Annotated in this window: 10 protein-coding genes; 3 read left to right on the forward strand and 7 right to left on the reverse strand. The window is 64.2% G+C overall.

Features of this window, described 5'->3' with window-relative positions:
• Window position 1: 1 nt before the first annotated feature.
• The 3 genes from ACODS9_RS01340 to ACODS9_RS01350 are packed head-to-tail and all read right to left on the reverse strand — an operon-like array spanning window position 2 to window position 3155.
• Window positions 2–748, reverse strand: a complete 747-nt coding sequence (locus ACODS9_RS01340) for a sugar transferase (protein ID WP_401105383.1) — start codon at window positions 746–748, stop codon at window positions 2–4.
• A complete protein-coding gene (locus tag ACODS9_RS01345; RefSeq protein ID WP_401105385.1) occupies window positions 745–1809 on the reverse strand; it encodes an NAD-dependent epimerase in 1065 nt (354 codons plus the stop codon). The genes ACODS9_RS01340 and ACODS9_RS01345 overlap by 4 nt, the downstream gene beginning before the upstream one ends.
• Window positions 1806–3155, reverse strand: coding sequence for a UDP-glucose dehydrogenase family protein (locus ACODS9_RS01350; RefSeq protein ID WP_401105387.1), 1350 nt, complete (start codon window positions 3153–3155; stop codon window positions 1806–1808). Before ACODS9_RS01350 ends, ACODS9_RS01345 begins: the two co-directional genes overlap by 4 nt.
• 384 nt (window positions 3156–3539) lie before the next feature.
• Here ACODS9_RS01350 and ACODS9_RS01355 point away from each other — a divergent pair, with 384 nt between their 5' ends.
• Window positions 3540–5249, forward strand: coding sequence for a sulfatase-like hydrolase/transferase (locus ACODS9_RS01355; RefSeq protein WP_401105389.1), 1710 nt, complete (start codon window positions 3540–3542; stop codon window positions 5247–5249).
• Window positions 5250–5251: 2 nt separating this feature from the next.
• Here the strand turns inward: ACODS9_RS01355 and ACODS9_RS01360 are convergent, their stop codons facing one another.
• Window positions 5252–7486, reverse strand: coding sequence for a TonB-dependent receptor (locus tag ACODS9_RS01360; protein WP_489093073.1), 2235 nt, complete (start codon window positions 7484–7486; stop codon window positions 5252–5254).
• Window positions 7487–7591: 105 nt separating this feature from the next.
• Complete coding sequence (locus tag ACODS9_RS01365; protein ID WP_401105393.1) at window positions 7592–8539, reverse strand: LysR substrate-binding domain-containing protein; 948 nt, start codon at window positions 8537–8539, stop codon at window positions 7592–7594.
• Between the two features lie 146 nt (window positions 8540–8685).
• Between ACODS9_RS01365 and ACODS9_RS01370 the strand changes: the two genes are divergently transcribed.
• The gene (locus ACODS9_RS01370; RefSeq protein WP_401105395.1) at window positions 8686–10062 is read left to right on the forward strand and encodes an L-serine ammonia-lyase; all 1377 of its coding nucleotides are present in this window, start codon (window positions 8686–8688) and stop codon (window positions 10060–10062) included.
• A gap of 115 nt (window positions 10063–10177) precedes the next feature.
• On the forward strand, window positions 10178–11485 hold the full coding sequence (locus tag ACODS9_RS01375) for a serine/threonine transporter (RefSeq protein WP_489093074.1): 1308 nt from the start codon (window positions 10178–10180) through the stop codon (window positions 11483–11485).
• A gap of 71 nt (window positions 11486–11556) precedes the next feature.
• Here the strand turns inward: ACODS9_RS01375 and ACODS9_RS01380 are convergent, their stop codons facing one another.
• Together ACODS9_RS01380 and ACODS9_RS01385 are read right to left on the reverse strand one after the other, a co-directional pair.
• The gene (locus ACODS9_RS01380) at window positions 11557–12012 is read right to left on the reverse strand and encodes a DUF1842 domain-containing protein (RefSeq protein WP_489093075.1); all 456 of its coding nucleotides are present in this window, start codon (window positions 12010–12012) and stop codon (window positions 11557–11559) included.
• A 19-nt stretch (window positions 12013–12031) separates the two neighbouring features.
• Window positions 12032–12625, reverse strand: a complete 594-nt coding sequence (locus ACODS9_RS01385) for a DUF1842 domain-containing protein (RefSeq protein WP_401105401.1) — start codon at window positions 12623–12625, stop codon at window positions 12032–12034.
• Window position 12626: the final 1 nt, after the last annotated feature.

Raw genomic sequence — 12626 nt, forward strand, 5'->3', positions numbered from 1 at the left:
CTCAGCTTGCTCCGTGGCCAGTGAAGACTTTGAACGGGGTCTTGAGCAGGATCTTCAGGTCCAGCATCAGGCTCTGTTCGTTGATGTAACTCAGGTCCAGCTCCACACGTTGGTCGAAGTCGATGTTGCTGCGCCCGGAGATCTGCCACAGGCCGGTCATGCCCGGGTAGATCGACAGCCGCGCCAGGTGGTTGTCGTGGTAGCGGTAGGCGTTGAACGAAGTGGGGCGGGGGCCGACCAGGCGCATGTCGCCGGTGACCACGTTGATCAGGTTGGGCAGCTCGTCCAGGCTGCTCCTGCGCAACCAGCCGCCGACCGAGGTGATGCGCGGGTCCTTGTCGATCTTGAAGTCGATGGCGTCAACGCCATGCTTGTTCAGGTGACGCACCGAATCCTTCAACGCCTCGGCGTTGGCCACCATGGTGCGGAACTTGAACATGCCGAAGGCGCGGCCGCGGTAGCCGGTGCGTTTCTGCACGAAGAACACCGGGCCCGGACTGGACTGCTTGATCAGCAGCGCCAGCACCAGGAACAGCGGCGACAGCAGCAGCAGCAGGGTCAGCGCGGCCAGGCACGACAGCACGCGGTTGGTGCGCGAAAGGGTCCAGGGGCGACCACCGACACGGCCGGTGATCCAGCCGCGGCCCTGCATGTGGATGGCGGCATCGATGCGCTGCCGGTGCGCTGGGTCCATGCGTTTGTCCTGGTACAGCGCCTGCAGTTGCGCGCTCTTGGGTTGTCCTGTCATACCGCCCTCCGTTGATCTGGCTGCTCACCCTTGGGCGCCGCTTCGCTGGCGGCGGGCGAGTAGTAGCTCTTGAACCAGGCGACGAAGCGCCTGAGCCCCTCATCGAGGCCTATCTGTGGGGTGAATCCGGTGACCCTGGCCAGGGCGCTGGCATCGGCGCAGGTGGCCAGGACATCGCCTGGTTGCAGCGGCAGCAGTTCGATCACCGCGTTGCGCTGCAGGTGTTTCTCCAGCAGCGCCAGGTAGTCGAGCAGCTCCACCGGACGCTGCCCGCCGATGTTGTACAGCCGCCACGGCGCGTGGCTGCTGGCCGGATCCGCAGCGAACGCATCCCACTGCGGGTTGGCGACCGGGGGCAGGGGGATCAGCCGTACCAGGCTTTCGACGATGTCGTCGATATAGGTGAAGTCGCGCTGGTGGCGACCATGGTTGAACAGCTGGATCGGCCGGCCTTCGCTGATCGCCCTGGCGAACTGCATCGGCGACATGTCCGGGCGGCCCCACGGACCGTACACGGTAAAGAAGCGCAGGCCGCTGCAGGGAATGCCGTACAGGTGGCTGTAGCTGTGGGCCATGGCCTCGTTGGCCTTCTTGGTGGCGGCATACAGCGACAGCGGGTGGTCCACGGCGTCTTCGACCCGATACGGCGTTTGCTGATTGGCGCCGTACACCGAGCTGGACGAGGCGTACAGCAGGTGCTGGACCGGGTGCCGGCGGCAGCCTTCGAGCACGTTGAGAAAACCGGCCAGGTTGCTGTCCAGGTAGGCCTGCGGGTTCTGCAGGGAGTAGCGCACCCCGGCCTGGGCGGCCAGGTGCACGACCACTTCCGGGCGTTCGCTGGCGAACAGCCGGGCCATGCCGTCGCGGTCGCCCAGGTCCAGGCAGTGCAGCGGGAAATCCCCCGCTGTCTGGCGTACCCAGTGCACGCGGGCATGCTTGAGCGACGGCTCGTAGTAGTCGTTGAAGTTGTCCAGCCCCACCACCTGATGCCCTTCGAGCAACAGCTGGCGGCAGGTGTGGGCACCGATGAAACCGGCCGCGCCGGTGACCAGCACTTTCATGGCGCATCCGCCTGCGGGCTGACCTGGCGCAGGCCGATGCCACTGTAGTGCAGGCCGTGGGCAGCCACCTGCTCGGGGTTGTACAGGTTGCGGCCATCGATGATCACCCGCTCGCGCAGCTTGCTGGCCAGCATCGAGAAGTCGACCACGCGGAAATTCTTCCACTCGGTGCAGATCACCAGGGCGTCGGCGTCCTGCAGGGTGTCGTCGCGGGTGGCGCACAGCTGCAGGTCGTCGCGGTAACCGTACAGGCGCCGACATTCGTCCATGGCTTCGGGGTCATAGGCGCGCACCGTGGCGCCCTCGGCCCACAGCGCTTCCATCAGGTAGCGGCTGGGCGCTTCGCGCATGTCGTCGGTGTTGGGCTTGAAAGCCAGGCCCCACAGGGCGATGGATTTGCCCGCCAGGCCGCCAAGGCGTTGCTTGAGCTTGGCGAAGAGGATGCGCCGCTGTTGGTCGTTTACCTCGCTGACACTCTGCAGCAAGCGCAGCGGCATGCCACTGTGCGCGGCGGTGTGCAGCAGGGCCTTGATGTCCTTGGGGAAGCACGAGCCGCCGAAGCCGCAACCTGGATAGATGAAGTGGTAGCCGATGCGCGGGTCGGAGCCGATGCCGCGGCGTACCGCCTCGATATCGGCGCCCAGGTGTTCGCTGAGATTGGCCAGTTCGTTCATGAAGCTGATGCGGGTGGCGAGCATGGCGTTGGCGGCGTACTTGGTCAGTTCGGCGCTGCGGTTATCCATGAACATCAGTTTTTCGTGGTTGCGGCAGAACGGCGCGTACAGTTCGGCCAACTGGTCATGGGCGACTTCGTCGAGGGTGCCGACGATGATGCGGTCCGGGCGCATGCAGTCGGCCAGGGCGCTGCCTTCCTTGAGAAACTCGGGGTTGGACACCACGCGTACGTGCAACTGGCCCTTGCCCAGGCGCTGCAACTCGTCGCGGGCCAGCGCCATGACCTTGTCGGCGGTGCCCACCGGCACGGTGGACTTGATGATCAAGGTGTGGTCGGTTTCCATCAGCGCGGCGATCTGCCGGGTGACGTTGAGCACATGGGTCAGGTCGGCCGAACCGTCCTCGTCGGGTGGCGTGCCGACGGCGATGAAGATCAGCTCGGCATGGCTGACGGCATCGCTGGCCTGGGTACTGAACAGCAGGCGACCTTCCTTGATGTTGTCCTCGAGCAAGTCCGACAGGCCCGGCTCGCTGATCGGCGGCACGCCCTGACGTAACTGGTTGATCTTGTGGGTATCGACATCCACGCACAGTACCCGGTGACCTACGTCCGCCAGGGCTGCTGCCTGTACCAGTCCGACATAACCGGTGCCAAAAACGCTCACGTCCATGCGCGGTGCCTCGAATGGATGAGTAAGGGAGATGAAACAGTGGTGTGAATTGGGTATAGCTCAGCCCGGTGGAATTGCGTCAAAGCAATGGCATGTTTCGTCGCATTTACAGACGCCAAGCAAACGGGCCATCTGCCACCAACCCGTTGCCAATCCGTGTGTTAGCGAACATAGCTAGTGGCAATTGGCCGTTCGACGAGCCGATGAACGGTTCAATGCAGCGGAATAAGCGGGTTGTAGACGATAGGGATAATCAACAACAACTTGCGATAGGTGCCAGATTCTGGTGTCGGTATGTCGTCGGAAATTTGACTTTTTTGCGTTGTGGTTTGTTTCAGAGCTGCTACGGTTTGGGAAGAATTCCATGACCGGAGTGGCCGAAACATGCGCGGATGGGTCAAGCTTTTGCTGCTGCTGGTCTATGTGGCCAGTTTTCATGGCTATTACCGTGAGCGCATAGAAGCCTTGGGTATTGGCGTGCCGCTGATACTTTACCTGGGCGTGTTTGCGGTATTGGCGGCGGCGCTTGTGCTGGCGGCGTTCACGCGTCCGGGGTGGCTGCGCTGGGCGCTGGCCCTGATGTTCACGGTCAGCGCGATCTTTCTCGACGCTTATAACCGCATCACCGATTCGTACCTGACCTATAGCGCCTTCGTCTCCATGGTCTACGCCGGCGGTTTCGTCCAGGAGGCGCTGCAGCAATATCACTACGCCATAACCCTCGCTGCGGCACGGGCGCTGCTGTTGCTGCTGGGCATCGGCCTGCGCCCGGGTCCGACGCCGAAGCTGCCGCGCCTGCTACCGCCGCTGGCGCCGGTACTGGCTTTACTGGTGCTGGTCGCCATCCTGTTCGTGCGTGCCGGCGAGGGTGCTCGCGGGCTGCCGGTGATGTACACGCCGCTGGCCTACCTGAGCCTGTTCACCTACGAGACCCTGCACGACCATGTCGGGCCACGTCAGCCCGTGACCCTTGCCCAGTCGGGGCCGGCGATGGCGCGGGACATCGTGCTGCTGATCGACGAGAGCATCTCGGGCAACTACCTGGACCTGAACACCCCGGCCGGGGTCACCAGCCATCTGGCCCAGGCCCAGCCCGGCGTGCGGATCGTCAATTTCGGCTACGCCGCATCCATTGCCAACTGCAGCGCCGACACCAATGTCACCCTGCGCTATGGCGGCACCCGCGCCGACTACCTGCGCATCAACTCGACCCAGCCGTCGATCTGGCAGTACGCCAAGCGCGCGGGCCTGGAGACGGTCTACATCGACGGGCAGCGCACTGGCGGCAATTTGCAGAACCTGATGACCGACACCGAGAAGCGCGATATCGACCAGTTCATCCAGTTCGACGACACCCCCGTGGTGCAGCGCGACATGGCGGCGCTGCAGCGGCTGGTGGCGCTGCTCAAGGATGGCAAACCGCACCTGATCGTGGTGAACAAGGTCGGCGCCCACTTCCCGGTGCACGACAAGTATCCGGACGACTTCCTGAAGTATCAGCCCGCGTTGCCTCGCGGCCATTACGTCGATATCGCTGACACTGGCACCCGCGACGGTTTCGATGGCCGGCCGCAGGACTGGGTGTTGTACCGCAATGCCTATCAGAACACCGTGCTATGGAGCGTCGGCGAGTTCTTCCGCCGCCTGTTCGCCGAGGCCGACCTCAGCCAGGCCGTGGTGTTGTACACCTCCGACCATGGCCAGGACCTGCATGAGCGTGGCAACCCAGGGCTGAACACTCATTGCGACAGCGACCCGGTGCCGGAGGAGGGCCTGGTGCCGCTGGTAGTGATCCAGGGGCAGGGCCTCAGGACACTGGATTGGGAAGGCAACCTGGCGGTGAACCGTAACGCCTCCAGCCACTACAACCTGTTCCCCACAATGCTCAAGCTGATGGGCTACGACGACAAGGCGGTCAGCGCGCTCTACGGGCGGTCGCTGGACATGCCGACCGACGACCCGTTCACCTTCAACGTGCGTTTCAATGCGCGCCTGGGGGCCAAGCCGGATTTCCGTCACATCGACCTGGGGCAGGTGGTCACGCCCGCCAGTGTCCTGGCGGGGCAACCGATGCCGGTAGGCAAGGCGGACTAGGATCAGAAGTCGATGCTGGCGGACACCTGCACGGTGCGTGGCGCACCCAGCCCCAGGCTGGTGAGCAGCGGCATGCCCCAGTAGGCCTTGTTGGTCACGTTCTCCACCGTGCCACGCAAGGTCACCGGGTGGTCGGCCACCTGCAGCCGGTAACGGGCACCGACGTCGTAGATGGTGTAGCCGGGAATCGACTGGCTGTTGTCGCTGCTGATGTACTGTTTCGACACGGCGTTGGCGTTGGCGGTGAGGGTCAGGCCATCGAGCAGTGGGGTGTCCCACTCCACGCCCAGCTTGCCCTGCAGTTTCGGCTGGCCGGTGGCGGTCTTGCCTTCATCCGAACCGCTTGCAGCCTTGGTCACCTTCGGGTCAAGCCGAGCCACGCCGCCCATCAGACGCACATCCGGCATCGGTGTACCGAAGAAGCTCCACTCGAGCCCGCGGTTGCGCTGTTCGCCGCCGAAGGAGAACACTCTGGTTACCGGGTCGGTGAAGCTGCTGGGGCGTTCGATCTGGTACAGGCTCAGGGTGTGGGCGAAGTCGCCGAGGTCGAGCTTGACGCCGACTTCCTTCTGCTTGGACTTGTAGGGGGCGAAGACCTCGCCGCGATTGGCCGTGTTGAACGGCGCGATGGCGCCCTTGCTCAGGCCCTCGATGTAGTTGGCGTACAGCGACACCTCGTCGGTGACCTTGACCAGCACTGCCGCCGCTGGGGTCGTGGCGCTCTCGTTGTATCGCGTGGTGTGCGCGCCGTTGCTGACGTCGAAGCTGTCGGTCAGCACCTGCTGGCGACGCACGCCCAAGGTGAGCTGCAGGCGCTCGTCGAGGAACGACAGGGTGTCGGCCAGGCCGTAGCTGCTCAGGCGCGATTCGGTGTGGGAGATGGGGGGGTAGCTCCTGGCGGCCTCGGGACCCCAGACCGGGTGGTAGATATTGTTGATCCACTCGGCGCCCGGGATGTCACGCCGACCATAGTCGCGTTGCTTATCCGAATAGTGCGTGGCGTTGAGCGACCACTGATGACCCACGCCGAAGGTGTCGAAATGGCCGCGTAGGCCGGCTTCGCCCGAGGTCTTCTTCAGGTCGATCTTCAACTGGCCCATGCGCGTCTCCATGTCTCCCGCGGTGTTGAACACCTCGGCGAGCATGGTGCCACTGTAGGCATAGTCGGTCTTGCTGGTGCCTGCCGCGGCATAGGCCATGAGGTTGTCGTTGAGGTCATATTCGCCGCGCACGATCACGCCCTTGTCGCGGGTCTGGACGAAGCCCCAGTCCGGGTTGAGCAAGGTCTCGGACTTCGGGGGCCTGGGTACCGGCACGCCCTCGGCCAGACCGATACCGCGGTTCTGGCCTCTGACCCGGTCTTCGCTCTCGTACAGGTCGGCCGACAGGCGCGCGCGCTCGCCACGCCAGTCCAGGCCCAGGGCATTGAGCTCGGCCTTCATGCGCTGGTGGTCGGTGGCGGTGTCGCCGTCGCGGTAGACGCTGTTGAAGCGCACGCCGAACTGTTGCTCCTCGCCGAAGCGACGGCCGACGTCCAGATGCCCACCGAACTGTGCGTCCGACATGTAGGTGCCGGTGATCCGCGTCAGCGGTTCGGCGCCCGCGCGCTTGGGCACCAGGTTGATGCTGCCGGCCACCGAACCGCCAGGCGGCATGCCGTTGAGCAGGGCGGACGGGCCCTTGAGCACCTCGATGCGCTCGAACATCTCCGGCGAGATCCGGTAGTAGGGCGCCATGCCGTACAGGCCGCCGATGCTCACGTCGCTGATGTTGGAGTTGAAGCCGCGGATGGAGTAGTTCTCGCTGTAGGTGCCCTTGAGGCCGTTGCTGAACACCGACGGGTCGGTGGTGGCGATCACATCGGTGATGGTCTGGGCCTGGGTGTCCTCGATGTATTTCTCGGTGTAGCTGATGGTGCTGAACGGCGTCTCCATGAAGTCCTTGTTGCCCAGCAGCCCGACCCGGCCGCCGGAGGCCACCTGGCCACCGGCGTAGACCGGCGGCAATGCACTGGGGAGGTCGCGGCTGCCTTCGACCATGGTTTCGGACAGCTCCAGGCTGCTGGTGGGCTGGCCGTGGCGTGGCTTTTCCACTTCCTCGGCCTGCACCGCAGCCACGCTCATGGACACACCGCCCAGGCCAAGCAGCAACGCCATGTGCACGGCGGCGAAGGTGCGATTAAGGTCGAAGTGGGGCACAGCCGGCTGCTGCGCCGGGCTGACACGTTGTTGCGACATGCTGGATTCCTTTCGATTCGCAAGTAAGTGAAGGCATTCACTAGGGATTCCGAATCAGAAAGGTAAATCCTCAATGCTAATCATTAGCATTAAAAGGGGGCTGATCTAAGTCGCCGGTAGTGCCAATGGGTGCATGGCGCGAAAGCTCTGCGCCTCTTCCACCAGCCAGTCATGCACCGCCCGCGCCCCAGGCTGGCTCAGCCCGCCCGGTGGATACAGCAGCACATAACGCTTGTGGTTGGCGATCGGTACCCCGAACGGCACGATCAGCGCGCCGCGTTCCAGTTCGTCGTTGAGCAGGGTACGCCGGGCGATGGCCACGCCGACACCGGCGATGGCGGCCTCGATGGTCAGGTGGTTGCGGTTGAACGTGTGCCCACGGCGCACATCCAGCCCGCCGGCGCCGATACCGTCGAGGTAGAACTCCCATTCGGCGTATTCCGAGCTGCCGCGCCAGGCGGTGATGTCGTGCAGCAGCGGGTAGTGGGTCAGGCCGGCCGGCCCGTGCAGGGGCGGGCGACCACGCAGCAGGGCAGGTGAGCACACCGGGAAGATCTGCTCGTCGAGCAGCGGCGTGGAGAGCATCCCCGGATAGCTGCCATCGTTGAGGTCGATGGCCAGGTCGAAGTCTTCCGGGTGCAGCGCCTGGTTGCTGTCCTCGGCCACCAGGCGCAGCTCGATGTCCGGATAGCGTTGCTGGAAGCGCGGCAGGCGCGGGGTCAGCCACTTGGCCAGGAACGAGGGAATCGAACGCAGGCGCAAGGTGCCGCGGATCTCGCCGGCATCCAGGCGCAACAGCTCGGCCTCGATGCTGCCGTAGGCTTCGGCCACGGTCTGCGCCAGGCGTTGGCCTTCGGCGGACAACTCGACGCCGCGAGCACGGCGCAGGAACAGGCGAAAGCCCAGGCGTTCCTCGAGCTGGCGCATCTGCTGGCTGACCGCTCCGGGAGTGATGTGCAGCTCTTCGGCGCAGCGGGTGAACGACAGGTGTCTCGCCGCACAGGAGAACACGTGCAACCAGACGAACACCTGGCCATTGAGTGGGCCTTTCATTGTTTAGTCCTGCTAAAGGCTTGTGTAGGAAGTTTCGTTGGTCAAGCTGGCCTGAGCGCGGCAGTATCGCGCAACTTGGCAATACCGCTCAAATTTTCCGGAGAGCCGTGGCGTGTCGCAGATCGCCGTCACGGTCAGGCATTAGCATGGCTATCAGTGTTTTCGACCTTTTCAAGATTGGCATCGGCCCGTCCAGTTCCCACACCGTCGGCCCCATGCGCGCCGCGGCGACCTTTGCCCAGGCCCTGCGCGAGCGCGGCTTGCTGGCCCAGGTTCGCCGGGTCGAAGTACGCCTTTATGGCTCGCTGTCGGCCACCGGGGTCGGGCACGCCACCGACCGTGCCTGCCTGTTGGGGCTGATGGGCCAGTGGCCGGACCGGATCGACCCGCACAGCATCGAGCCGCGTATCGACCAGCTGATGCAGGAGCAATGCCTGATGCTCGACGGCAGTCATCCAATCGACTTCCAGTACAGCCGTGACATGCGCCTGCTGGACGAGAGCCTGGCCTACCATCCCAATGCGATGACCCTGGAAAGCTTCGACGAGCAGGGCAGCCAGTTCAGCCAGACCTACTATTCGGTGGGCGGCGGCTTCATCGTCGAACAAGCTGAAATCGATGCGCCTTCGAGCGACGAAGGCCTGGTCGAGCTGCCTTACGAATTTTCCAGCGGTGCCGAACTGCTGGCCTTGTGCAAGGCCCACAACCTCAGCGTCAGCCAGCTGATGCTGGCCAACGAGTGCGCCTGGCGCCCGGAAAATGAAGTCCGCGAAGGCCTGTTGAAGATCTGGGCGGCGATGGGCGAGTGCGTCGACAACGGCCTGCGCAATGAAGGCATCCTGCCGGGCGGGCTCAAAGTCAAGCGCCGGGCGGCGCGCCTGCACCGCAGCCTGCAGGAGGTCGGCAAGCCGAACGTGATCGGCTCGACCCTCAGCGCCATGGAGTGGGTCAACCTGTTCGCGCTGGCGGTCAACGAAGAGAACGCCGCCGGCGGGCGCATGGTCACGGCGCCCACCAATGGTGCGGCGGGAATCATCCCGGCGGTGCTGCACTACTACATGAAGTTCAACCCCGGCGCCTGTGACGACGATGTGGTGGCGTTTCTCCTGGCCGCTGCCGCAGTGGGCATCCTGTGCAAGAAGAACGCTTCGATTTCCGGCGCCGAAGTCGGTTGCCAGGGTGAAGTGGGCTCGGCCTGCTCGATGGCTGCCGCAGGGCTCGCCGAGGTGCTTGGCGCGACCCCACCGCAGCTGGAAAACGCCGCCGAGATTGCTCTGGAGCACAACCTCGGGCTGACCTGCGACCCGGTAGGGGGCCTGGTGCAGATCCCGTGCATCGAGCGCAATGCGATTGCCGCGGTGAAGGCCATCAACGCTGTGCAAATGGCCTTGCGTGGCGACGGCGAGCACTTCATCTCCCTCGACCGGGTGATCCGCACCATGCGCGATACCGGCGCGGACATGCACGCCAACTACAAGGAAACCTCCCGCGGCGGCCTGGCCGTCGCGTTCGTCGAGTGCTGAAAAAAAAGCTCTGACTGCGTGGGAGCGGGCGTGCTCCCACGACGTGCCGCACAAACCTGATTGAACCTGCAACACCCGCTGTACCTGCGACAAAAACAACTACAAGGCGATACCCATGACTGATGTACAAAGCACCACGAGCGTTCGTGCGGATTCGGCTGCCCTGGCTTCGGCCAGTGGCTCGACCACCTGGAACCGCCACGACACTACCTGGGCCCTGGGCCTGTATGGCACGGCGATCGGCGCCGGCACCCTGTTCCTGCCGATCAACGCCGGGGTCGGGGGCTTCTGGCCGCTGCTGATCCTGGCACTGCTGGCCTTCCCCATGACCTTCTTCGCCCACCGCGCCCTGACGCGCTTCGTGCTGTCCGGGCGCAAAGGTGGCAACGAGGACATCACAGAGGTAGTGGAGGAGCACTTCGGCGTGGGTGCCGGCAAGCTCATCACCTTGCTGTACTTCTTCGCCATCTTCCCGATCCTGCTGGTCTACAGCGTGGCATTGACCAATACCCTGACCAGCTTCTTCGAGCACCAGCTGCACATCGGCGCGCCGCCCCGAGCGCTGTTGGCATTGCTGCTGATCTGCGGGTTGATGATCGTGGTGCGCTGCGGCCAGCAGATCATCGTCAAGGCCATGAGCGTGCTGGTGTATCCCTTCGTCGCCTCCTTGCTGCTGCTGGCGCTGAGCCTGATCCCCAACTGGAACGGCGCCTTCTTCGCCCAGGCCAACGAGGGCATCAGCGCTTCGAAGCTGTTGCTGACCTTGTGGCTGGCGATTCCGGTGATGGTGTTCTCGTTCAACCATTCGCCGATCATCTCGGCCTTCGCCGTCGACCAGAAGCACCGCTATGGAAATGATGCCGACCGCAAGAGTGGCCGGACCCTGGCCACGGCTCATGTGATGATGGTGCTGACGGTGATGTTCTTCTGCTTTAGCTGCGTGCTGGCCCTGAGCCCGGCGGACCTGGCCGCGGCCAAGGCGCAGAACATCTCGATCCTGTCGTACCTGGCCAACCACTTCCAGACCCCGGTGATCGCCTTCGTCGCGCCACTGATCGCGCTGGTGGCAATCACCAAGTCTTTCCTCGGCCACTACATCGGTGCCAGCGAAGGCTTCCAGGGCATGATCGTCAAGAGTTTGCGCGGGCGCGGCAAGACCTGGCCGGTCAAGCGCCTGGAGCGCGCCACCGCGTTGTTCATGCTGGTGACCTGCTGGGCGGTGGCGACCCTGAACCCGAGCATCCTCGGGCTGATCGAGAGCCTCGGTGGGCCGGTGATCGCCTGCCTGCTGTTCCTGATGCCGATGTACGCCGTGCACAAGGTGCCGGCGCTGCGACAATATTCGGGCAAGCTGTCGAATGTGTTCGTGGTGCTGATCGGCTTGATCACGCTGTCGGCGATCGCCTACAGCTTCATGGCCTGACCGATGATCGCGGGGCAAGCCCGCTCCCACGTGAAAGCGTGGGGGAGGACTTGCCCCGCGGACCGCTCAGGTCAGACGCTTTCCAGGTGCCTGATCGCGGCCTTCAGGCGCTCCGCTGGTCGCGGTTGATCCTGGTGGGTGATGTCCGGCGCCTTGCGCACGCGACCATGCTGGTCGACCCAATGATTGTTGATGAAGTAGCGGTAGCTGGCAGTGCCGGCTTTCCAGCCCTGGTCGAGCAGACCCTGCAGGTGGAAGGTCTGGGCAATCTGGCTGAGCGGGCCGCTTGGGCTGCCATCCAGATGCAGGACGATCGATGGGCTACCCGCAGGCGCAAACGGCAGCTCGCTGTAGCCGCCCCACACCTTGGCCTGGAACACCTGAACCGGATGCGTGGTCTGGATGATGGAAGCCCTGCCGGTGACCTTCTTCTGCACGGTATTCACCAGCAGGTCGAGGGTCAGGATCGGTGCGCCGAGCAGCCCGTTGCTGACGTTCAGGCGGGTATGAAAAAGTCCGAAGGACATGCTGATTCTCCTTGTCTGCTCAGGCTTTCTTGGCGGCCTTGGCGGCCGGGCTTTTGGTCGAGGCAAGGGCCTGGTCCAGGGCTTTGCCCACGGCACCGCTGGCCAGATGCTTGAGTTGCGCGACATCACCGGTGGCGATCACTGCCTCCAGGGTGGCGTTGTGCAGTTCGGTCGTCAGGTCGACGTTCGCCAGTGTCTGGATGCGCTTGAGCTCCAGCACGACGGGTACGTTGTCCACCTCGATCCAGCGCTGGCCGTTGTTGTAGCGGTAGCTGGCCGTGCCTTTCTGCCAGTCCTGGTCGAGCAGCGCACGCAGCTCGAACTGTTCCGGCGAGTTGGCGTGTGGGCCGCCATGGTTGCCACGTACCGTCAGCAGGATCTTGCCTTCGCTTGGCGGCTGCACGGTGAGGTAGCTGTAGGTGCCCCAGACATCCAGCGCCAGCTCCAGCGGTGGGTTGGTGGTCTGGGTGATCAGCGCGTGGCCGTTGACGCTGCGGTCTGGCGTATAGACCAGCAGGTCGAGCTGCAGGCGTGGGGCGCCTGGCGCGTTGGTACCAATGAGGTAGGACACCGGGAAAAGACCTTCCGACGGTGCGAGCAGCGATTCAGACATG

The sequence above is a fragment of the Pseudomonas sp. FG36 genome (assembly GCF_057809275.1).